The following is a 21,080-nucleotide window of genomic DNA, read 5'->3' on the forward strand; positions in this document are numbered from 1 at the left end:
AAGGGTGATGCGCCGAGTATCCGGGCGCGCAATCATTCGCCACAACTGACTTATACTGCGCTGAATGTTCACTCAGAGTGATGAGTATGGAGCTGGCACAGATCCGCATGTTCAAGACCGTCGCCGAGGTCGGCAGCATTGCCCGTGCGGCCCAAAAGCTGTTTTGCGTACCGTCGAACATCACCGCGCGCATCAAGGCGCTGGAGGCGGAATTGGGCGTTGCGCTGTTTTTGCGTGAAGGGCGCGGGTTGCGCATCAGCCCGGCGGGGCAGACTTTCCTCGTCTATGCCGAGAAAATCCTCGCGTTGACCGCTGAGGCCAAGCGCGCGGTCGATCCTTCGTCCGAACCGTCGGGGCCGCTGCGCATCGGCGCCATCGAATCTTCGGCGACCGGGCGTCTGCCGCGCTTGCTGGCGAAGTTTCACAAGCGCTATCCGCAGGTCGCGCTGGAGCTGACCACCGGCACTTGGGGGCAGTTGCTCGACGATACCGTCAGCCATCGTCTCGATGGGGCGATTGTGGCGGTGGACGTCGAACGTTCGCAGCTCAAACGCACGCCGATGTATCGCGAGGAGTTGCTGCTGATTGCCTCCACTTCCTTCGGGCCGGTGCGCGACATCAATGATCTGCAAGACAAGACCGTGTTCATGTGGCCGCAGGGTTGCCCGTACCGCGCGGCGCTGGAGCATTGGTTGTTGCGTCAGGGGCTGGCGTTGCCGATCGTCAGTCTGGCCAGTTACGGGGCGATTGTTGGCTGCGTAAGTGCCGGGGCCGGGGTGGCGCTGGTGCCCAAAGGCGTCTTTGAGCAGTACGCCAAAGGTGCCGGTTGCGTCGGGTTCGAATTTCCCGAACTGACGGCCGTCGACAATCTGTTTTACTGGCACGAAAACGCCGGGGTACACCCGGCGCGTGAAGCGTTTGTGGCGATGTTGCGTGAAGAATTCACCTGAAAACCGCGCCCGCATTAATGTAGGAGCTGCCGCAGGCTGCGATCTGTTGATCTTGTTTTTAAAATCAAGATCAACAGATCGCAGCCTGCGGCAGCTCCTACAGGGATTATGGTGTGCCGAGGTCGCGCATCAGCAAGCCGAAGCGCAAATCCACCGCATCCGGAATCGGCAGATACACCGTGTGGCCATCCCCCGGCGCCACTTCGATGGGTTCGCCCTTGGCGCTGTGCAACTGCTGCAGATCAAAGTGGAAATTGCCCTTGGGCGTCATCAGTTCCAGATGATCGCCGAGGGCAAAACGGTTCTTCACCTTGACCTCGGCCAGACGCTCACGTCGCTCGCCGGTCAGCTCGCCGACAAACTGCTGACGCTCCGAGACCGAACTGCCGTGCTGATAATTCTGGTATTCGTCATGCACATGCCGACGCAGAAAACCTTCGGTGTAGCCGCGCTGGGCCAGTGATTCGAGATCGCTCATCAGGCTGCGATCGAACTCGCGTCCAGCCACCGCATCATCAATGGCCCGGCGATAAACCTGGGTGGTGCGCGCGCAATAGAAGTGCGACTTGGTCCGGCCTTCAATCTTCAGTGAATGCACACCCATGCGCGTCAGACGCTCGACGTGCTGCACCGCGCGCAGGTCCTTGGCGTTCATGATGTAAGTGCCGTGCTCGTCTTCGAAGGCGGGCATCAACTCATCCGGGCGATTGGCTTCCTGCAACAGGAACACTTGATCGGTCGGGGTGCCGATGCCCAGGGTCGGCTCGGGCTGAAAAATCTGCACGATCTCGCCGAGCTGATTTTCCGTGGCTGGCTGCGCCGAGTATTTCCAGCGACAGGCATTGGTGCAGCTGCCTTGGTTGGCATCACGTTTGTTCAGGTAGCCAGAGAGCAGGCAGCGCCCGGAATAGGCCATGCACAATGCGCCATGAACGAACACTTCCAGTTCCATTTTCGGCACGTGCTCGCGGATCTCCGCGATCTCCTCCAGCGACAGTTCACGCGACAGGATGATCCGGCTCAGCCCTTGTTGCTGCCAGAACTCGACACTCGCCCAGTTCACCGTATTGGCTTGCACCGAAAGATGGATCGGCATCTGCGGAAAATGTCGACGCACCAGCATGATCAGGCCCGGGTCGGACATGATCAGCGCATCCGGGGCCATCTCGATCACCGGCGCGAGGTCTTTGAGAAAGGTCTTCAGCTTGGCGTTGTGCGGCGCGATATTGACCACGACATAGAAGCGCTTGCCTTGCGCTTGCGCCTCGTGAATGCCCAGCGCCAGGTTGGCGTGATCGAATTCGTTGTTGCGCACGCGCAGGCTGTAGCGCGGTTGCCCGGCGTACACCGCATCGGCACCGTAGGCGAAGGCGTAGCGCATGTTTTTCAGGGTGCCGGCGGGGGCGAGCAGTTCCGGGGCGGCGAGATCAGGCGTGAGGGTCATGGCGGCGTCGCTGGCAAAAGTGCGGCAGGGTAAAGCGCTCGAGGGCTGGGGTTGTTGATCTGGATCTATGTTTGGTCATCTGTGCAGAAACAGCACAGATGATGTGCCCAAACCCCTGTGTTCGGCGTTGAGCAAGCTGCTTAATCTTGGCTCATCCACTCAAATCAGAAGGACACACCCATGCAACGTTTTACCCGCCGCTTGCTCGCTGCCTGTGCATTTTCCGGTGTATTGGCCAGCACCGCTGCTGTCGCCGACAGCCATCCAACCATCCGCGCAATGTCGGGCGCGACGCCGGTCAGTCAGTTGCCCGCAGGCAAGTCGGCGCTGCTGGTGATCGATTTCCAGAACGAATACTTCAGCGGCCGGATGCCGATCCCCGACGGCGCCGCAGCGCTGGCGAACACCCGCGAGCTGATAGCCTTCGCCGATCGTCATGACATTCCGGTTTATCACGTTCAGCACGTTGCGCCAGCCGGGTCGCCAGTGTTTGCCATCGACGGCGAAACGGTGAAGTTTCACAAGGACATGCAGCCTCGGGCCAAGGATGTGGTGCTGCAAAAAACCACCGTCAGCGTATTCGGCAGTACCGATCTGAACGAACGGCTGAAGCAGTCTGGCATTAACACGCTCATCGTCGCGGGGCTGATGACTCACGCCTGTGTCGCCGGTGCCGCGCGTGATGCAGCGCCGCTCGGCTACAGCGTGATTGTTGCCTCCGATGCCTCGGCAACCCGCGCGATCACCCGCGCCAATGGTGCCTCGATCGACAAGGATTCGCTGCATAAAGCGGCGCTGGCGGAAGTGGAAGACACCTTCGGCGATGTGCTGACCACCGATCAGATCATCAAGCTGCCGGTTCGATAACAGGCTCGGGCCAATCGCCAACTATGCTCCATGAATAAAGATGGCACTCGCGCACGCCCCGGCTGACTAAGGTTCGGGGCGTGCATGACGCCTGACTGACATGGACCGGACATGAACGTAAAAAGTCTTCAATTCAAATCGCTGACCGTCTTGCTGCTGTTGGTCACCGTGGCCTTCATCTGGATTCTGTTGCCGTTTTACGGTGCGGTGTTCTGGGCGGTGATCCTCGGCATTCTGTTTGCGCCGATGCAGCGCCGGTTGCAGGTCAAATTTGGCTGGCAACGCAATCTGACGTCGCTGTTTACGCTGGGCATCTGTCTGGTGATCGCGATTCTGCCGGTGATCATTCTCAGTGTGTTGCTGGTGCAGGAAGGGGCGACGGTCTACAAGAACATCGAAAGCGGCGAGCTCGATATCGCCGCCTATCTGGCGCAGTTCAAGCACAGCCTGCCGCAATATTTCCAGCATCTGCTTGATCGCTTCGGCATGGGCGAACTCAACGGCTTGCGCGAGAAAATCGTCAAAGCGGCAATGCAGGGCAGCCAGGTGCTGGCGAGTCAGGCATTCAGTTTTGGTCAGGGTACGTTCGAATTCGTGGTGAGTTTTTTCATCATGCTGTACCTGCTGTTTTTCTTCCTGCGCGATGGCGCCGAACTGGTGCGCAAGATCCGCATCGCGGTGCCGCTGGAGGAACATCACAAGCGGCGGCTGCAATTGAAGTTCAATCGGGTGGTACGGGCGACCGTCAAAGGCAACCTGGTCGTGGCGATCACGCAGGGCGCATTGGGCGGGGCAATTTTCTGGTTTCTCGATATCCCCAGCGCGTTGCTGTGGGCGGTGTTGATGGCGTTTCTGTCGCTGTTGCCGGCGGTGGGCGCGGGGATTGTCTGGGCGCCGGTGGCGGCGTACTTCCTGCTCAGCGGGATGATCTGGCAAGGCGTGGTGCTGGGGCTGTTCGGGGTCTTCGTGATCGGTCTGGTGGACAACGTGTTGCGGCCGATTCTGGTCGGTAAGGACACACGGATGCCGGACTACATGATTCTGATCTCGACCCTCGGCGGTCTGGCGGTATTCGGCCTCAACGGCTTTGTGATCGGGCCATTGATCGCTGCGCTGTTCATGTCGAGCTGGGCGCTGTTCATCGAGACCAAACCGAAGGTGCAATTGCCTTAGGCGTGGAACGGGTGGGCGACCAGTTGTTGTGACAACGCCTGGGCGGCGGGCAACGAGGTGAGCGGGCCGCTGATCGCCTCGCCGTCGCGCACCAGATACCAGCAGGCAAGCAAGCCCAGCTCTCTGAGCGAGGCGGGAACGGCGCTGCCGACAACGGACATGATTTGAACCTGAGCCATGACAAGTACCTCCATCAATCTATGGAGCTACCTTAGGGACTCGCCGGTTTCAGCGACAATCAACAGTTTCGATAGTGGTCATTGATGCCAGTGAGGTCTGGCGTCAGTCGACCACTTGATCGAGCATGTGCATCACTTCGCGCTCGTTGAGCAGGCCTTTGTGCACGAGGTTTTCCGCCAGCAGCGAAAGAAGCTTGGCGCAGCGGTGGCCTTCCAGGTGCTTGAGCTCGGTCAGCGCGCTGTACACCTTGCTGGAGGTGCACAAGCCGACGATGCGGTGTGGATTTTGTGTAGGCATACAGTCGTCCTTGTTGTTATCAACCTGTTGTTAGCGGACGGATTCAGATTGCCGTTCCGTCATGACAAAGAAATGACCGTTTTGTGCAAATGTATACAACGGTCGAATCAATCATGCCGACTTTAGCCGGTGGAACTGTCCTCACAGCGACCTTGGCGAGATTTTTTCAGACGCTGGCCGACCAACGGTCATAAAAAAGCCCCGCTATAAAGCAGGGCTTTGGTCTTTCTGTTACCAGCGGCCGTAATGGTAAGGATACGGCCGGCCGTAATAGCCGCGGGGTGGGCCGTAATACACCGGGGCTGGCACGTAGACCGGTTGTTGCACGTACACCGGCGCGGGCTGGTAATAGACCGGAGGCGGTGGTTGTTGCACATAAACCGGTGGTGGCGGAGCGGCATACACCGGCGCCTGCTGGACATACACCGGGCGATCCTGGTTGATAAGCGCCGAGCCGATGATGGCCGAGCCGACGATCGCGCCAAACACCGCTGGGCCTTGCCAGTAGTTGCCGCCATGGGCTTCTGCTTGCCCTGCGACAGCAAATGCACCAATCAGCAGGGCCACGATAGGGAGTTTACGAATCATGATAAATCCTCGGTTCTTCGACCCGGCGGCAGGGCCTGCACCAGGCCCACAGTTGTCGCGGGGATACTTCTAAGACAGCGAAATTCTGAAAATCAGCACAGCCGCTGGGTAAATTTTGTGTAAGGTCTGTACCGGCTTCTTTACCGGGCCGTGCAAGGGCCGCGCGATACGTTTAAAACAGGCCTCTATGATCGTTCAGAACCCGATGGGCTGGCTAATCCCGTCCATCCGAAAGTGCGTTTGAAGGAGAAGTTTCATGCAGATGAACCCCAACAAAGACACCCAGCTGTGCATGTCCCTGTCCGGGCGCCCCGGGAATTTCGGTCTGCGTTTTCATAACCATTTGTATGAGCAATTGGGCCTGAATTTCTATTACAAGGCGTTCAGCAGCCAGGACCTCAATGGTGCAGTCGGCGGGATCCGCGCCTTGGGCATTCGTGGCTGCGGCGTGTCGATGCCGTTCAAGGAGGCCAGCATTGCCTTGGTTGATGAGCTGGATGCCTCTGCGGCGGCCATCCAGTCAATCAATACCATCGTCAACACCAACGGCCATCTGAAGGCTTACAACACTGATTACATCGCCATCGAGCAGTTGCTGAAAACCCACGCGGTGCCCAAGGAAACCACCTTCGCCCTGCGCGGTAGCGGCGGCATGGCCAAAGCGGTGGCCAGTGCCTTGCGGGATGGCGGCTATAAAAACGGTCTGATCGTTGCGCGTAATGAGCGGGCAGGGCGGGCGCTGGCGGATTCGCTGGGATATCGCTGGCAGGCTGAACAGGGCGACGAGCGGCCGCAGATGCTGGTCAACGTCACGCCGGTGGGGATGGATGGCGGTCCGGAGGCGGGGCAGTTGGCGTTTGCGCCTGAGCTGATCAAAGCGGCGGATACGGTGTTTGATGTGGTGGCGATTCCGTCGGAGACGCCGTTGATCGTGCGTGGCCGGGCTGAGGGTAAAAAGGTCATCACCGGGCTTGAGGTGATTGCGATCCAGGCGCTGGAGCAGTTTGTGCTGTACACCGGAGTGCGCCCGAATGAAGCGCAGTTTGCGGCGGCGGTAGCGTTTGCCCGGAGCTGATTCTGAGATTATGCGGTGAGTTGACTGGCCCCATCGCTGGCAAGCCAGCTCCCACATGATCTGGGGCTGTCCACAATCTGGTGTTCCAGCCCGATACCTGTGGGAGCTGGCTTGCCAGCGATGAATCCACCTCGGTTTATCCTGCTGCCTATACTGCCCCACCAGCAAGCACAGACTTGCCCTCCACAAAAACCGTGACCGAGGCCCGCCATGCACCCGCCCATCCTCAACCTGCATCAGGTCGAACTCGAACCCTTGCCCGAAGCCCTGGCCCCGGAAGGCGAAACGGCCGGACGCTATCAGCAGCGCATGGCGCGGGTTGGCCAGCAATTGGGTTCGCAGAAACTCGGTTATCGCCTCTACGTGCTACCGCCGGGCATGCGCGGCAGTCCGTTTCACAGTCATCGGGTCAATGAAGAAATGTTTTACGTGGTGGCCGGGGAAGGCGAGGTGCGTCTCGGCACCGAGCGTTTCCCGATCCGCGAAGGTGACGTGATCGCCTGTCCGCCGGGCGGTCCGGAAAAGGCGCATCAGATCATCAATACCAGCCAGGCCGAACTGCGTTATCTGGCGGTGAGCACCCAGCAGCAGCCGGAGATTTGCGAATACCCGGATTCGAACAAATATGCGGTGATGGACAGCTTCACGGTCGATGCTGAGGGCAATGCTTCAGGCTTTGTTGCGGTGGCGCGGCAGGCGGATGGCGTCGATTACTGGGATGGCGAGTAATCTCAGGATATGAAACCTGATGAATACCCCCGTGGGAGCGAGCCTGCTCGCGAATGCGGTGTGTCATTCAAAAATGATGTAGCTGACACAACCTCTTCGCGAGCAGGCTCGCTCCCACAATAAAACGGCGGGGTTATTCGAGGCGCGCCAGGCGTTCTTCCAGCGCTGCGATCCGTGCTTCCAGCTCTTCGATGCGCTCGACCGACACGCCACTGCTAGCGCCGCGTTCCTGCGGATTTTGCCGCGCAGCCATGATCGCCTCGATATCCGCCGGATCGCCCAGCGCATGGGTATAGCGGTCTTCGCGCTGCCCGGCCTGACGTGGAATCAATACCGCCAGCCCGCGCGCGATCAAACGCTCAAGCTGATGCACCACCTGTTCGGCATCTTCGAATTCATGCATGCGTCCGCTGCGGGTCAGCAGCTCATTGACGGTTTGCGGGCCGCGCAGAAACATCAATCCAGTCAGAATCACCTGTGCCGGCACCAGTTCCAGCGCTTTGTCGACCTTGTGTTCCCAGCGGTCGGCGCGGCTGCCCATCACCAGCTTGGCGTAACCGTGACCTTCGAGGGCGCGCAGGCTTTGGCCGACCTGGCCCTGAGTGAGGTTCATCACCGGTTCGCGGCTGGTCTTCTGATTACAGGCAAGAACTAAAGCATTGAGGGTCAGCGGATAGGTTTCCGGGCTGGTCGCCTGTTTCTCGATCAACGCACCGAGAATGCGGATTTCCGTGGCGTTCAGCCGTGGTTCGTCGAAGGTGGATTCATGTTCGGTGGTCATCGCGCGTTCCCTCTGCAGTCGAAGCCGCCTAGCCTAATCCTTGCCAAACAAAAGGCAAGCCGTGTGGTCATCAAGGATGGCTATAATCGCCTCCTTGTTCCACCCAGCCACCACACGAGACTGCCATGACCATTTCCCTGTACGCCGCATCCGTCCCGGTTTTTCAACAAATGCTCAACGCTTTGAGCGATGTCCTGAAAAAGGCTGAAGCTCACGCTACCGAGAAAAACATCGACCCGAACGCTTTCTTGCAAGCGCGTCTGTACCCGGACATGTTCCCGCTGACCCGTCAGGTCCAGATCGCCGTGGACTTCGCCAAAGGCGTTTCCTCGCGTCTGGCTGAAGTCGAAGTGCCGAAGTACGACGACACAGAAACCACCTTCGCCGAGCTGCAAGCCCTGATCGCCAAGGTTCTGGCCTACATCGGCGAGATCAAGCCAGAGCAGATCGACGGCAAGGAAGGCATCGAAATCGTGACCCGTCCGGGCACGCCGAAAGAGAAGCGCTTCAGCGGTCAGGCTTACCTGCTGACTTATGGCCTGCCGCAGTTCTTCTTCCACGTCACCACCACTTACGCGCTGCTGCGTCACAACGGTGTTGAAGTGGGCAAGCGCGATTACATGGGCGCGTTCTAAAACACCCAAAGCCCCTTACCCTAGCCCTCTCCCGGCGGGAGAGGGGACTGATCGGGTTGTTTGTTCGAGCTGCACCGACGTGAAATATCCAGTCGAACTCAGGTTTTGAACAGCACTCGGTCTGCCCCTTTCCCCCTCGCCCCCATGGGGGAGAGGGTTGGGTGAGGGGCAAAAGATGTCCGCCACAAAAAAGCCCGCCAAGGTTCACACCATGGCGGGCTTTTCATTGGCTGAGGCAAAAGATCGCAGCCTGCGGCAGCTCCTACATTTGGAATGCGTTTCCTGTAGGAGCTGCCGCAGGCAGCGATCTTTTGATCTTCAAGCGCGTTGGGCTTTGGCTTCTTCGCCCAGGCAAGCCGCTGCAGTAAACAGCACGTCAGTCGACGAGTTCAGCGCCGTCTCGGCGGAATCCTGCAACACACCAATAATGAAGCCGACCGCCACGACCTGCATGGCGATCTCGCTCGGGATGCCGAACAGGCTGCACGCCAACGGAATCAGCAGCAACGAACCACCGGCCACGCCCGAGGCGCCACAGGCACAAATCGCGGCGACAACGCTGAGCAGGATTGCTGTCGGAATATCCACGGCAATGCCCAGCGTATGCACCGCTGCCAGGCTCAGCACGGTAATGGTGATCGCCGCGCCGGCCATGTTGATGGTCGCGCCCAGCGGGATCGATACCGAGTAAGTGTCTTCATGCAGGCCCAGACGTTTGCTCAACTCCAGATTGACCGGAATGTTCGCCGCCGAGCTGCGGGTGAAGAATGCGGTGATGCCGCTCTCGCGCAGGCACTTGAGGGTCAGCGGGTAGGGGTTGCGACGCAGCTTCCAGAACACGATCAACGGATTCATCACCAGCGCCACGAACAGCATGCAGCCCAGCAGCACGGCCAGCAGGTGCGCGTAACCGATCAGCGCGCCGAAACCGGAGGTGGCGAGAGTCGAAGCGACCAGACCGAAAATACCCAGCGGCGCGAAGCGAATCACTACCCGAACGATCACGGTCACGCCATTGGACAGATCACCCAGCACTTCGCGGGTGGTGTCGCCGGCATGGCGAATCGCGACGCCCATGCCGATGGCCCAGGCCAGAATGCCGATGAAGTTGGCGTTGATCAGTGCGTTGACCGGGTTATCCACCACGCTCAGCAGCAAGCTTTGCAGCACCTCAGCGATGCCGCCTGGCGCTGTCACTGCGACGTTTTCGGTCGACAGCACCAGATGCGACGGGAACGCCATGCTGGCGATCACGGCAACAACTGCGGCGGCGAAAGTGCCCAGCAGATAGAGGAACAGAATCGGACGGATGTGGGTTTCCTGACCGTGCTTGTGGTTGGCGATCGAAGCCATCACCAGCACGAACACCAGGATCGGCGCCACGGCCTTCAACGCTGAAACAAACACTTTACCGATGAACGCAGTGCTTTTTGCCACTTCCGGGGCGAACAGCGCCAGGGCGATACCGGCAATCAGGCCGATCAGGATCTGTGCGACCAGGCTCAGGTTCTTCAGGCGTTGCAATAGAGAAGGGGATGAAGCAGTCATAACGGCATCTCTGATTTTTTATTGGGTGCAAGGTGCGTGCAAGCGGCGGCAAAAACAGGGCAGACCAGCGCTACGAACCGAAAGTGTTGATGCTACATCAACGCCAATAAACTGGTCGTTGAATAGGCTGTACGTTTTTAAGGGCGCGGACTTTATCACAGCACTGGCCTCATCCTTCAGACCTGTGACGATCTGCCACCGGATCAGGCAACAAAGTCGGCAGGTTTGTGCAAGTCAGCCCGGACACACTCTGTTAAGATTGCGCATCCTTATTTTCAAGTTCTGCCAGCGGGCCTCCGGGTCAACGCTGGTGTCGTCGTTTTGCTGGAGTTGCGCATGCTGTTGCCCATTCTTCTGTTGTCCGCCGCCGGTTTCACGGTGCTGACCACGGAATTCGTCATTGTCGGCCTGTTGCCGGCGATTGCCCGAGACCTTGAAGTCACCATTCCACAGGCCGGCCTGCTGGTGACTCTATTCGCTTTCACCGTGGCGTTGTTCGGGCCATTCTTGACTGCATATTTCGCCCGCTTTGAACGGCGCAAGTTGTTCATCAGCATCCTGATCATGTTTGGCCTGGCCAATACCGTGGCCGCACTGGCGCCGAACATCTGGGTGATGGCGATTGCCCGATTGATCCCGGCGCTGGGTTTACCCGTGTTCTGGGCGTTGGCCAGTGAAACTGCCGTAGACATCGTCGGCCCGGATTTCGCCGGTCGCGCGATTGCCAAGATCGGTTTCGGCATTGTTTGCGCCACGGTGTTCGGCATTCCGGTCGGCACGCTGATTTCCGATGCATTCGGCTGGCGCAGTGCGTTCGGCATTCTGGCGGTGATCGCGTTTGCCAAGGCGTTGCTGCTGTTTGTTTACCTGCCGAAAACCAGCCTGCACCAACATCAGGTCAGCTTCGCGTCGCAGTTCAAGATCCTGCGCAGCCCGTTGATGATTGGCCATATCGTCCTGTCGATCCTGGTGTTCAGCGGCATGTTTACTGCCTACACCTATCTGGCCGACATTCTTGAGCGCCTCGCCGGGTTCAACGGCACCGTAGTCGGCTGGTGCCTGATGGGCTTCGGCGCGGTCGGGTTGATCGGCAACTCGCTCGGCGGACGTGCGGTGGACCGGCATCCGCTGGGGGCCTCGGTGTTGTTCTGCGCATTCATGATTGCCGGCATGGTTTCGCTGGTGCCGAACATTCATTCGCCACTGGGGCTGGCGGTGGCGATGGGGATCTGGGGTATTACCCAGGCCGCGTTGTTCCTGGTCAGCCATGTGCGCTTGATGAAAGCCGCGCCGGAAGCGCCAGCGTTTGCCGCGTCGCTGAATATCGCTGGGGCCAATCTGGGCATCGGTCTTGGCGCCATGGTCGGTGGCCGGGTCATCGACAGTGCGGGCCTGGGCTTCCTCGGGTTTGCCGCCGCCGGGTTCATCCTGCTGTCGGTATTCCTCGCCATGGTGCTGATGACGCTGAAGCCGCGCGACATGTGCGCCGAGGCTTTATAACGCGGTAAACAGCTCGCGTCGGGCACCTTCGGTAATCGCAACGATGCCGGGGTGCTTGACCTTGCGTTCTACCGAAATGGCATAGAACGACTCGGTCACCGCGTCAGTCTGGCCAATCAGCTCGACGCCGTACTGGCGCTTCACTTCATCGGCAATCACGCTCGGGCCGATAAAAATCCCGCTGCCGGATTGGCCGAATGCCTGCATCAAGGCGCTGTCATCGAACTCACCAACGATTTGCGGCTGGATCTGCTGCTCGGCAAACCAGCGCTGCAAACGACTGCGCACCACGGTTTCGGCGCCGGGAATCAACAGCGGCGCGCCGTGCAGGCTGCGCGGGAAATCCTGACCGTAACGCGCCGCCAGTTCGGCGGTGGCAAAGAAACTGATCCCGCATTCCCCGAGCTTCTGGCTGTAGCCTTTGATGTCGAGGTGCGAAGGCATCGGGCTGTCGGAGATCACCAGGTCGAGACGCTGGATTGCCAGATCGGCGAGTAATCGTTCAAGTTTGTCTTCGCGGCAAGTGATGCGCAGTGGCTCGTTCAGCTCCATGGTTGGTGCGATCAGGCGATAGACGATGGATTTCGGCACCACGTCCGCCACACCGACACGGAAGAGGATCTGCTGTTCGTTGGGCTGGGCGCGCAGCATCAATTCCAGTTCGCCGCCGAGCTGAAACATCTGCTCGGCGTAGGGCAGGGCCTGACGCCCGGCCTCAGTGAGTTCAAGTTGTCGGCCCACGCGTCGAAACAGCTCTATGCCGTAGGTTTGTTCGAGCAGCGATATCTGCCCGCTGATGGTTTGTGGCGTCAGGTTCAGTTGCTCGCAGGCGCGCACGATGCTGCCGGTCTTCGCCACCACCCAGAAATAATGCAGTTGTCGATAATTAAGCATCCGCCGCGCGCCCCCGTAGGAGCTGCCGCAGGCTGCGATCTTTTGATTTTTTTTGAAAAAGCCAAGATCAAAGGATCGCAGCCTGCGGCAGCTCCTGCATTGAATAGTGTGTGAGTTCGTAAAAACCGAAGTATAGCCGCTAAAAATACGAATTTTCCTGAAGTGTTTGTCTCCCTAGAATGCCCAGCCATCGACGGCCGGTCTGTGACCCTGTCTGTTCATTCGAAGGAAGCCACATGAAATACACAATGCCTGCGCTGATGTTTACGTCTTTACTGCTTCTGGCCGGTTGCGACCAAGCCGAAAAAAGCGCCCAGCAGTTGATGGGCAAGGCCGCCGAAAGCGCCAAGCAAGCGATCGACGACACCCATAAGGCCGCTGAGCAAGCGCTGAGCGACGCCACCGGTGGCTTGATCGAGAAGAAAGAAGCACCGGAAAAAGACCCGGAAACATCCGAATCTTCCTCCAAGACCATCTAAACCGTCTTACACAGAGTCAGGACTGCCCCATGGAATATCTGTTACAACTCGCCGCCAGCCCCGCCGCTTGGGTGGCTCTGGCCACACTGGTGGTGATGGAAATCGTGCTCGGCATCGATAACCTGATCTTTATCTCGATCCTGACCAACAAGCTGCCCAAGCAGTATCAGCAGAAGGCCCGCCGCATCGGTATCGGCATGGCGTTGATCCTGCGTCTGGCGCTGTTGAGCACCATCGCTTTCATCGTCCAGTTGACCGCGCCGGTCATCGAGATTCTCGGCCAGGCCTTCTCGTGGAAGGACATGATCCTGATTGCCGGTGGTCTGTTCCTGGTGTGGAAAGCGACGACCGAGATCCATCACAGCATGGATCCGGCACCGGAAGATCCGAAGACTGCGACGTCGACCGTTACCCTCGGTTTCGCCGCTGCCATCGGGCAGATCCTGATGCTCGACATGGTGTTCTCGATCGACAGCATCATTACCGCGGTCGGCATGACCGAACACTTGCCGATCATGGTGATCGCGGTAGTCGTGTCGGTACTGGTGATGTTGTTTGCCGCTGAACCGCTGGCCAAGTTCATCAACGACAACCCGACGGTGGTGATGCTGGCGCTGGGCTTCCTGATCATGATCGGCATGACGCTGATCGCCGAAGGCTTCGGCGCCCATGTACCGAAAGGTTATGTGTACGCGGCGATGGCGTTCTCGGCCGGTATCGAAGTGCTGAACATGCTGTCTCGTCGCGCGAAGCAGAAGAAGCTCAACGCTGCTGCGTAATCTGCAATAAGTCAAAAGGCCGCCTGAACTGTTGAAGTCAGGCGGCCTTTTTTTGTGTGCTTTGCGTGCTTTGTGTGTAGGAGCTGCCGAAGGCTGCGATCTTTTGACTTTTAAAAATCAACAGATCGCAGCCTTCGGCAGCTCCTACAGGGGATTTATCCGTAGGTCAGTGTGCGGTTGCGTGCCGGGTACTATGTTTCTCGGGTTTTGGCTGGATCGGAGGGTGATGGTGACGACGGGAAATGCGCAAAACGCCCCACAGCATGGCGGCGGCAACGGCCAGCCAGCCGGCAATCAACATTACGATGGTCATGGTCAGGCTCATCAGTGCCTCCTCTTTGCCCTGCCTCGGGCGCCCACTTTTTTTCAATTCGCTCTGTTTCAGTGACAGTCTAGTCGCCGGGGTGTTTCAGACTATTGACCAAAGGTCGGTAGTGACCAATCAGTTCGCTCTATGCAAGCGATGCGTCTACGGTTTAAGGCTATACCGCAGCCGTGCGCGGCCCTATGATCGCTGGCGTTGCCGGAACACGATGACCGGCGTCTGAACAGAGAGTGACGATGGTGCAGGTATTTTCTCGAATTCGTGGAGCGCTGCTGGTGGCCGGTTGTGCAGTGGCGTTGGCCGGTTGCGCCGGCAGCGTGGCGCCGGAGGTCAAGCGTCTGCCGGAGCGGGTCGAGCTGAGTGGCACGTTCTATCGTGGCCAGGCCAATCAGAGCGCGCCACAAGTGCTGGCCAGTCTGCTGTCACAGCAGGGCATTGTGATTACCCCGGGCCTGCTGGAAAAACCCCTGCATTTACCGGGTGCCGAAGACCAGTTGCAGCAGAACCTGCAAAACCTCGCGCGTGAATACGGCATGGTCGTTTACCCGCTGGACAGCAATCTGCCGGCACTGTTGACTCAGGTCGCGGCGGGTTACCCGGTGATGGTGCGCTTCAGCGAAGGCTCTGCATTCTGGGCCGAACCGCGCTACGCAATCCTCTCCGGTTACGACCGCAACAAGCAGAAAGTGCTGCTGCGCGCCGGCATGAACCGCCGCGAATTGATGAGTTTCAGCGCCTTTGAGTCCGCGCTGGAAAAGTCTGGCGGCTGGGCCATCCTGATTCAGAAACCTACGCAGATCCCCGCGGCGGTTGATCGTCAGCGCTGGCTGAAGGCTGCCGACGAACTCGCGCAGGCCGGCCAGGAAAACGAAGCGGCACAAGCGCGCAAGGCGTTGGCCGCGCACTGAGTCTCCGTTCGTCATCTGCCGGGCACGACTGCGCCCGGCAAGCCTCTTACGCATAGAGCCCGCTTTTCGGGTGAATCAGGAGGCGAACATGGCAGATCCCCTATCCCCGAAAGGCCCGCATTCGTCCGAGCACTCCTCAGGTCATGACCTGGGCTTTGACCCGGATTCTCCGGACGTAGCTGACCCTCAGGTCGATCCCGTCGGCCCGGCTAAAGCGCCGAAAGACGTCAAACCCGGCGAAGATGACAAGAAGCCGGCAAAACCCTATGACCCGCTGGCCAATCTGAAACCTTGATGTGAGGTGCGTATGAGTACCGATTCAAGCTTCGACGACCAAAAACCGGACAGTGTGCCGACTACGCCTGAACCGGAGATTGATCCGGTGCTGGACCCGGACAGCCCGCTGCGCGATCCGCTGGCCCGGCCGAATGTGCTGACGCCGGAACCCTCGCGGGATCCGAGTGCGGGGGATGGCATTCCTGATGATGATCAGATGCCGCTGCCGAATGACTGATGGTCAGGCGAAAAAAAGCCCCGAAGTTTCGGGGCTTTTTCTTGTGCGGCAAGTTACTTGGAGGCTTCGACCACGCCGCTCTGACGCGACTTGAGGTTTTTCTCGGCCTTGTACTGCTGCGCAACCGCTGGAACGTTGGCGCTGCGGCCGGTTTCCACCCAACTGCGGATACGGCTGGCGTCGGCAAAATGAGTGTATTTGCCAAAGGCGTCGAGAATCACCAGCGCGACAGGGCGGTTAGCCATTTTCGTCACCAGAACCAGGCAATGCCCGGCAGGATTGGTGAAGCCGGTTTTGGTGATCTTGATGTCCCAGTCGGCTTTGTTGACCAGGTGATCGGTGTTGCGGAAACCCAGGGTGTAGTTGGGTTTGCGGAACGACACGGTTTTTTCCTTGGTGGTGGTGAGTTCGCTGAGGATCGGGTATTTGCTTGCCGCCACCAGCAACTTGCTCAGGTCGCGTGCGGTAGAGACGTTGCGCTCGGACAGACCCGTCGGCTCGACATAGTGAGTGTTGGTCATGCCCAGTGCCTTGGCCTTGGCGTTCATCGCCGCGATAAAGGCTGCGTAGCCACCAGGGTAGTGATGCGCGAGGCTGGCGGCGGCACGGTTTTCCGAGGACATCAAGGCAATCAGCAGCATCTCGCGGCGCGGCAGTTCGCTTTTCAGTTTGACTCGGGAGAACACACCCTTCATTTCCGGTGTGTTGCTGATATCGACATTGATCCATTCGTCCATGTTTTGCCGGGCTTCAACCACTACCAGTCCAGTCATCAGCTTACTGACGGAGGCGATCGGCACGATCACGTCAGGGTTGCTGGAATAAATGACTTTGTTGGTCTGCATATCCATGAGCAGGGCGCTGCCGGAAGCGATCTTCAGTGTCGAAGCGTCACGCGGGGCAGCGGTGGTTTCCGCAGCGTTGATCGTTGGCGTGATGAATGTGCCTGTAAAAGCAAAAAACAGGCTCAGAATCGAAAGACGAATTTTCACGCGGGCGAACTCATAAAGGTTGGATATTCCGTTAGTTTGTAACGGGTTATTTCTTCAAAGCGTCGCATTCTAGGAGTATGGCTGAAGATCTGTCGATGGTTGTTTGAAGAGCCTGAAAATCTCGTGAAAAGGCCTGTAAAAAGAGGGGTTTCCGGCGAACGGTTACAGTTTTTTCTCAGGCATGAAAAACCCCGCACGAGGCGGGGTTCTGGTGCAGCGGAAAAACCGCCTCAGGCGTGCAGGGTTTCTGCGGCGTAGAGGGTGTTTTCCAGGAGGCAGGCACGGGTCATCGGACCAACGCCGCCCGGTACTGGAGTGATCCAGCCGGCACGGGGCAGGGCGGTTTCGTAGACAACGTCACCAACCAGCTTGCCGTCGTCCTGGCGGTTGATACCGACGTCGACGACGATCGCGCCTTCTTTGATCCACTCGCCTTTGACCAGGCCTGGCTTGCCGGCGGCCACTACTACCAGATCGGCACGGCCGACGTGACCGGCGAGATCCTTGGTGAAGCGGTGAGTCACGGTGACGGTACAACCGGCCAGCAGCAGTTCCATGGCCATCGGGCGACCGACGATGTTGGACGCACCGACAACCACGGCGTCCAGCCCATAAAGGTCAACGCCAGTGCTTTCCAGCAGCGTCATGATCCCTTTGGGCGTGCACGGGCGCAGCAGTGGAATGCGCTGGGCCAGGCGGCCGACGTTATAAGGATGGAAACCGTCGACGTCCTTGTCCGGGCGGATGCGCTCGAGCAGTTTCGAGGCGTCCAGGTGCTCGGGCAGCGGCAGTTGCAGCAGGATGCCGTCGATCGCAGGGTCATCGTTGAGACGATCGATCAGATCGGTCAGCGCTTGTTGCGTGGTTTCAGAGGGCAGGTCGTACGCTTGAGAGAGGAAGCCGACCTCTTCACAGTCTTTACGCTTGTGCGAGACATAAACCTGAGAGGCAGGATCGCTGCCGACCAGGATCACCGCGAGGCCGGGAGTGCGCAGGCCTTGCTGGCGACGCTCGGCAACTCGTTTGGCGATCTGCTGGCGCAGGCTGGCGGCGATCGATTTGCCGTCGATTAGTTGTGCAGTCATTGCGCGTGATTAACCATCGAGAGGGGAAAAAAAGAGAACGCATTCTCGCATGTCGGACGGTGAGGGCAAAGGCGCTTGGTCAGCAAATTCCCCTAACTCCTTTAATTAAATGAATTTTTTTCAAAAAAGATTTGACGACCTTGGGAGCGCTCTATACTATTCGTCGCACTTGTCGGGCACAGCCTAGCACTGGTTAAGAAGGTCGAGCGGGATTACGATTTCGCGAAGACTGGAAAGCACTTAGTTTGTAGTCCTTTAAGAGTACAGATTAATAAGGCGCCCGTAGCTCAGCTGGATAGAGCATCCGCCTTCTAAGCGGATGGTCGCAGGTTCGAGTCCTGCCGGGTGCGCCATTAGGCAGCTTTGGCACAAGTAACGCGATATGGTGGGCGTAGCTCAGTTGGTAGAGCACGGGATTGTGACTCCCGTTGTCGTGGGTTCGATCCCCATCGTCCACCCCATATTTCGAAAGGCGCCAGATGTAACAGTCTGGCGCCTTTGCTTTAAAAGCTTCATCCGCGGATGTGGTGGAATTGGTAGACACACTGGATTTAGGTTCCAGCGCCGCGAGGCGTAAGAGTTCGAGTCTCTTCATCCGCACCAATTAAAGCTTCATTCGGGTCTTCGGGCTGGTGAGGTTTCAACAAAGAAGTTAATTGGCTTTTTTGTTACGCAATATGGTGGGCGTAGCTCAGTTGGTAGAGCACGGGATTGTGACTCCCGTTGTCGTGGGTTCGATCCCCATCGTCCACCCCATATTTCGAAAGGCGCCAGATTTAACAGTCTGGCGCCTTTTTTGTTTTAGCGGTTTTGAAAACCGGCCATTGTCGGTTTCGGGACGCAGGAGCAGGGCGCTTCGTCGTATTTATGTTGCTCGATGATGCCGCGCTGCTTGCCGGGCTTGCTTGCAAGAACGGCCGTCAGGGAGTGATTGGCAGTCGCTTCTATATATAGAAGCGGTTGGCGCAGAGCCCTGGCGTGATTGGTTGTATTCGCCTGTGGGATGCGCTGCATTCGTGCATCGGTCCCGTTAAATTGCCTGCTGCTTTTTTACCCGTTTTCAGTAGGGTGACTTCTTGAGTTTGACCCACTAGAATGCATGCCCTTGATTCTGGGGTCGGAAACGGCCGGCTAACGTCTGTGCAACGAGGAATATCCATGCAAGTTTCTGTTGAAAATACTACTGCTCTTGAGCGCCGCATGAGCGTCACTGTGCCGGCTGAGCGCATCGAGACTCAGGTCAACAAGCGTCTGCAGCAGACTGCCCAAAAGGCCAAGATTGCTGGCTTCCGTCCAGGCAAAGTGCCAATGAGCGAAATCAAGCGCCGTTTTGGTGCCGACGCTCGCCAGGAAGCTGTAGGCGACGTGATCCAGTCCTCCTTCTACGAAGCTGTGGTTGAGCAGAAGCTGAACCCGGCCGGTTCGCCTTCGATCGAGCCCAAGTCGCTCGAAGCTGGCAAGGATCTGGAATACGTTGCGGTGTTCGAAGTGTTCCCTGAGTTCACCGTTGCCGGTTTCGACGGCATCACCGTTGAGCGTCTGAGCGCTGACGTGGCTGACGCTGACCTGGACAAAATGCTCGACATCCTGCGCAAGCAGAACACCCGTTTTGAAGTGGCCGATCGCGCTGCCCAGAACGAAGACCAGCTGAACATCGATTTCGTTGGCAAGGTTGACGGCGAAGTGTTCGCTGGCGGTTCCGCCAAGGGTACTCAGCTGGTACTGGGTTCCGGCCGCATGATCCCAGGCTTCGAAGAAGGCCTGGTTGGCGCTAAAGCCGGCGAAGAGCGCGTTCTGAACCTGACCTTCCCTGAGGACTATCAGAACCTGGACCTGGCTGGCAAAACCGCCGAGTTCACTGTGACCGTCAACACCGTATCCGAGCCAAAACTGCCTGAGCTGAACGAAGAGTTCTTCGCGCACTTCGGCATCAAGGAAAGCGGCATCGACGGCTTCCGCACCGAAGTTCGCAAGAATATGGAGCGTGAACTGCGTCAGGCGATCAAATCCAAGGTCAAGAATCAGGTAATGGACGGTCTGCTGGCCACCAACCCGATCGAAGTGCCAAAAGCCCTGCTGTCCAACGAAGTTGACCGTCTGCGCGTGCAGGCAGTTCAGCAGTTCGGTGGCAACATCAAGCCTGATCAACTGCCGGCCGAGCTGTTCGAAGAGCAAGCCAAGCGCCGTGTAGTGCTGGGTCTGATCGTGGCTGAAGTGGTCAAGCAGTTCGACCTCAAGCCTGACGAAGCTCGCGTTCGCGAAATGATTCAGGAAATGGCTTCGGCTTACCAAGAGCCTGAGCAGGTTGTGTCCTGGTACTACAAGAACGACCAGCAACTGAACGAAGTCCGTTCGGTTGTGCTGGAAGAACAAGTTGTGGATACTGTTCTGCAGAAAGCTAGCGTGACCGACAAATCGGTCTCTTACGAAGAAGCGGTCAAGCCGGTAGAAGCTCCAAAAGCCGACTGATTGATTTTGCGTTAAGAAGCACACACATAAGCCAGCCTTCGAGCTGGCTTATGCGTATTCAAGACATAACTATTTGGGAGTGACTGCAGAGCATGTTCCGTAATTCGTATATTCAGCAGAACTCAGATATCCAGGCCGCAGGCGGCCTGGTCCCGATGGTTGTCGAGCAGTCCGCTCGTGGCGAACGTGCCTACGACATCTATTCGCGCCTTCTCAAGGAGCGAGTGATCTTTCTGGTTGGTCCGGTAGAGGACTACATGGCCAACCTGATCTGTGCGCAACTGCTGTTCCTTGAAGCGGAAAACCCGGACAAGGACATCCATCTCTATATCAACTCCCCGGGCGGTTCGGTGACAGCGGGCATGTCGATCTACGACACCATGCAGTTCATCAAACCCAACGTGTCGACCACCTGTATCGGTCAGGCGTGCAGCATGGGCGCGTTCCTGCTGACCGCAGGCGCTCCAGGCAAGCGTTTCTGCCTGCCGAACTCGCGAGTGATGATTCACCAGCCACTGGGCGGTTTCCAGGGCCAGGCATCGGATATCGAAATCCATGCCAAGGAAATCCTCTTCATTCGTGAGCGCCTGAACACGCTGATGGCCAAGCACAGCGGTCGCACTCTGGAAGAAATCGAGCGCGATACCAACCGCGACAACTTCATGAGTGCAGAAGCTGCGAAGGAATATGGCTTGATCGATGAAGTGATCAACCAGCGTCCAGCTTAAAAATAAGCAGCTCAAAATAGGCTTGGTCGGCTGGTCTGATCAGCGGCGGGCTTGAAAAAGCCCGCAATAGCCTTCATCTTGTGTTGCAAGCCTATCGGATTTGGATCGAACGAATGACTGACACCCGCAACGGCGAGGAC

General features: G+C 58.2%; 24 protein-coding genes, 4 tRNA genes and 1 pseudogene. 18 read left to right on the top strand and 11 right to left on the bottom strand.

The features are described 5' to 3' along the window. Positions 1 to 86 precede the first annotated feature (86 nt). Positions 87 to 950: a LysR family transcriptional regulator gene (locus ACIPZE_RS03020; RefSeq protein ID WP_129391934.1), complete on the top strand. Its 864-nt coding sequence runs from the start codon at positions 87 to 89 to the stop codon at positions 948 to 950. A 106-nt stretch (positions 951 to 1,056) separates the two neighbouring features. On the opposite strand, the gene yegQ is transcribed toward ACIPZE_RS03020, so the two are convergent. Further along, positions 1,057 to 2,394: a tRNA 5-hydroxyuridine modification protein YegQ gene (yegQ, locus tag ACIPZE_RS03025; RefSeq protein ID WP_400771275.1), complete on the bottom strand. Its 1,338-nt coding sequence runs from the start codon at positions 2,392 to 2,394 to the stop codon at positions 1,057 to 1,059. A 180-nt stretch (positions 2,395 to 2,574) separates the two neighbouring features. Between yegQ and ACIPZE_RS03030 the strand changes: the two genes are divergently transcribed. Continuing rightward, on the top strand, positions 2,575 to 3,261 hold the full coding sequence (locus ACIPZE_RS03030) for a cysteine hydrolase family protein (protein WP_400771278.1): 687 nt from the start codon (positions 2,575 to 2,577) through the stop codon (positions 3,259 to 3,261). A gap of 111 nt (positions 3,262 to 3,372) precedes the next feature. After that, positions 3,373 to 4,434 carry an AI-2E family transporter gene (locus ACIPZE_RS03035; protein ID WP_283436988.1) on the top strand — a complete coding sequence of 354 codons (1,062 nt, stop codon included), beginning with the start codon at positions 3,373 to 3,375 and terminating at the stop codon, positions 4,432 to 4,434. On the opposite strand, the gene ACIPZE_RS03040 is transcribed toward ACIPZE_RS03035, so the two are convergent. The 3 genes from ACIPZE_RS03040 to ACIPZE_RS03050 form a co-directional block, all read right to left on the bottom strand. Continuing rightward, positions 4,431 to 4,613 (bottom strand): hypothetical protein, encoded by a 183-nt coding sequence (locus tag ACIPZE_RS03040; RefSeq protein ID WP_129391946.1) that lies wholly within the window; start codon positions 4,611 to 4,613, stop codon positions 4,431 to 4,433. The two genes, ACIPZE_RS03035 and ACIPZE_RS03040, sit on opposite strands and share 4 nt — an antisense overlap. Positions 4,614 to 4,716: 103 nt before the next feature. Beyond that, a complete protein-coding gene (locus tag ACIPZE_RS03045; RefSeq protein WP_129391949.1) occupies positions 4,717 to 4,911 on the bottom strand; it encodes a hypothetical protein in 195 nt (64 codons plus the stop codon). Positions 4,912 to 5,142: 231 nt separating this feature from the next. Further along, complete coding sequence (locus ACIPZE_RS03050; protein WP_129391952.1) at positions 5,143 to 5,499, bottom strand: hypothetical protein; 357 nt, start codon at positions 5,497 to 5,499, stop codon at positions 5,143 to 5,145. 256 nt (positions 5,500 to 5,755) lie between these two features. On the opposite strand from ACIPZE_RS03050, the gene ACIPZE_RS03055 reads away from it, so the two are divergent. Beyond that, on the top strand, positions 5,756 to 6,574 hold the full coding sequence (locus ACIPZE_RS03055; protein ID WP_283436986.1) for a shikimate 5-dehydrogenase: 819 nt from the start codon (positions 5,756 to 5,758) through the stop codon (positions 6,572 to 6,574). 210 nt (positions 6,575 to 6,784) lie between these two features. Further along, positions 6,785 to 7,303: a cupin domain-containing protein gene (locus ACIPZE_RS03060; protein WP_400771284.1), complete on the top strand. Its 519-nt coding sequence runs from the start codon at positions 6,785 to 6,787 to the stop codon at positions 7,301 to 7,303. 133 nt (positions 7,304 to 7,436) lie between these two features. Here ACIPZE_RS03060 and ACIPZE_RS03065 read toward each other — a convergent pair whose 3' ends face one another. Then, complete coding sequence (locus ACIPZE_RS03065; protein WP_129391961.1) at positions 7,437 to 8,084, bottom strand: YceH family protein; 648 nt, start codon at positions 8,082 to 8,084, stop codon at positions 7,437 to 7,439. A gap of 125 nt (positions 8,085 to 8,209) precedes the next feature. Between ACIPZE_RS03065 and ACIPZE_RS03070 the strand changes: the two genes are divergently transcribed. Next, a complete protein-coding gene (locus tag ACIPZE_RS03070; RefSeq protein ID WP_034154670.1) occupies positions 8,210 to 8,719 on the top strand; it encodes a DUF1993 family protein in 510 nt (169 codons plus the stop codon). 318 nt (positions 8,720 to 9,037) lie between these two features. Here the strand turns inward: ACIPZE_RS03070 and sstT are convergent, their stop codons facing one another. Further along, positions 9,038 to 10,267: a serine/threonine transporter SstT gene (gene sstT / locus ACIPZE_RS03075; RefSeq protein WP_129391964.1), complete on the bottom strand. Its 1,230-nt coding sequence runs from the start codon at positions 10,265 to 10,267 to the stop codon at positions 9,038 to 9,040. A 336-nt stretch (positions 10,268 to 10,603) separates the two neighbouring features. Here sstT and ACIPZE_RS03080 point away from each other — a divergent pair, with 336 nt between their 5' ends. Continuing rightward, entirely contained in the window at positions 10,604 to 11,767 is a 1,164-nt protein-coding gene (locus ACIPZE_RS03080) for an MFS transporter (RefSeq protein WP_400771288.1), read from the top strand. On the opposite strand, the gene nhaR is transcribed toward ACIPZE_RS03080, so the two are convergent. Beyond that, positions 11,762 to 12,661, bottom strand: a complete 900-nt coding sequence (gene nhaR, locus ACIPZE_RS03085) for a transcriptional activator NhaR (RefSeq protein WP_016986874.1) — start codon at positions 12,659 to 12,661, stop codon at positions 11,762 to 11,764. The two genes, ACIPZE_RS03080 and nhaR, sit on opposite strands and share 6 nt — an antisense overlap. 236 nt (positions 12,662 to 12,897) lie before the next feature. On the opposite strand from nhaR, the gene ACIPZE_RS03090 reads away from it, so the two are divergent. Continuing rightward, entirely contained in the window at positions 12,898 to 13,140 is a 243-nt protein-coding gene (locus tag ACIPZE_RS03090; RefSeq protein ID WP_400771291.1) for a hypothetical protein, read from the top strand. Positions 13,141 to 13,169: 29 nt separating this feature from the next. Further along, positions 13,170 to 13,919, top strand: a complete 750-nt coding sequence (locus ACIPZE_RS03095) for a TerC family protein (RefSeq protein WP_129391973.1) — start codon at positions 13,170 to 13,172, stop codon at positions 13,917 to 13,919. Positions 13,920 to 14,085: 166 nt separating this feature from the next. Here the strand turns inward: ACIPZE_RS03095 and ACIPZE_RS03100 are convergent, their stop codons facing one another. Continuing rightward, positions 14,086 to 14,244 carry a hypothetical protein gene (locus ACIPZE_RS03100; RefSeq protein WP_283436983.1) on the bottom strand — a complete coding sequence of 53 codons (159 nt, stop codon included), beginning with the start codon at positions 14,242 to 14,244 and terminating at the stop codon, positions 14,086 to 14,088. 236 nt (positions 14,245 to 14,480) lie between these two features. On the opposite strand from ACIPZE_RS03100, the gene ACIPZE_RS03105 reads away from it, so the two are divergent. The 3 genes from ACIPZE_RS03105 (at position 14,481) to ACIPZE_RS03115 (ending at position 15,666) form a co-directional block, all read left to right on the top strand. Then, a complete protein-coding gene (locus tag ACIPZE_RS03105) occupies positions 14,481 to 15,152 on the top strand; it encodes a peptidase C39 family protein (RefSeq protein ID WP_129391979.1) in 672 nt (223 codons plus the stop codon). 88 nt (positions 15,153 to 15,240) lie between these two features. Then, on the top strand, positions 15,241 to 15,447 hold the full coding sequence (locus ACIPZE_RS03110) for a DUF6021 family protein (RefSeq protein ID WP_129391982.1): 207 nt from the start codon (positions 15,241 to 15,243) through the stop codon (positions 15,445 to 15,447). Positions 15,448 to 15,459: 12 nt separating this feature from the next. Continuing rightward, positions 15,460 to 15,666, top strand: a complete 207-nt coding sequence (locus ACIPZE_RS03115) for a hypothetical protein (RefSeq protein WP_129391985.1) — start codon at positions 15,460 to 15,462, stop codon at positions 15,664 to 15,666. Positions 15,667 to 15,719: 53 nt separating this feature from the next. On the opposite strand, the gene pbpG is transcribed toward ACIPZE_RS03115, so the two are convergent. After that, positions 15,720 to 16,658: a D-alanyl-D-alanine endopeptidase gene (pbpG, locus tag ACIPZE_RS03120; RefSeq protein WP_400771296.1), complete on the bottom strand. Its 939-nt coding sequence runs from the start codon at positions 16,656 to 16,658 to the stop codon at positions 15,720 to 15,722. Between the two features lie 230 nt (positions 16,659 to 16,888). Then, positions 16,889 to 17,743 (bottom strand): bifunctional methylenetetrahydrofolate dehydrogenase/methenyltetrahydrofolate cyclohydrolase FolD, encoded by an 855-nt coding sequence (gene folD, locus ACIPZE_RS03125; protein ID WP_053121798.1) that lies wholly within the window; start codon positions 17,741 to 17,743, stop codon positions 16,889 to 16,891. A gap of 276 nt (positions 17,744 to 18,019) precedes the next feature. On the opposite strand from folD, the gene ACIPZE_RS03130 reads away from it, so the two are divergent. From ACIPZE_RS03130 to ACIPZE_RS03145, 4 genes are all read left to right on the top strand, one after another. Next, positions 18,020 to 18,096 (top strand) — tRNA-Arg (locus ACIPZE_RS03130). 32 nt (positions 18,097 to 18,128) lie between these two features. Beyond that, positions 18,129 to 18,204 (top strand) — tRNA-His (locus tag ACIPZE_RS03135). Between the two features lie 57 nt (positions 18,205 to 18,261). Beyond that, positions 18,262 to 18,346: transfer RNA gene (locus ACIPZE_RS03140), tRNA-Leu, on the top strand. Positions 18,347 to 18,423: 77 nt separating this feature from the next. Beyond that, a tRNA-His gene (locus ACIPZE_RS03145) sits at positions 18,424 to 18,499 on the top strand. Between the two features lie 45 nt (positions 18,500 to 18,544). Here the strand turns inward: ACIPZE_RS03145 and ACIPZE_RS03150 are convergent. Beyond that, positions 18,545 to 18,757, bottom strand: a complete 213-nt coding sequence (locus ACIPZE_RS03150) for a hypothetical protein (protein ID WP_400771298.1) — start codon at positions 18,755 to 18,757, stop codon at positions 18,545 to 18,547. A 144-nt stretch (positions 18,758 to 18,901) separates the two neighbouring features. Between ACIPZE_RS03150 and tig the strand changes: the two genes are divergently transcribed. Beyond that, positions 18,902 to 20,212, top strand: coding sequence for a trigger factor (gene tig, locus ACIPZE_RS03155; RefSeq protein WP_400771301.1), 1,311 nt, complete (start codon positions 18,902 to 18,904; stop codon positions 20,210 to 20,212). 155 nt (positions 20,213 to 20,367) lie between these two features. After that, positions 20,368 to 20,871, top strand: a pseudogene (locus ACIPZE_RS03160) (ATP-dependent Clp protease proteolytic subunit); the annotation flags it as partial. Positions 20,872 to 21,080 lie beyond the last annotated feature (209 nt).

Source organism: Pseudomonas sp. NPDC089741, assembly GCF_044748825.1.
In the GTDB taxonomy this organism is placed as follows: domain Bacteria; phylum Pseudomonadota; class Gammaproteobacteria; order Pseudomonadales; family Pseudomonadaceae; genus Aquipseudomonas; species Aquipseudomonas helmanticensis.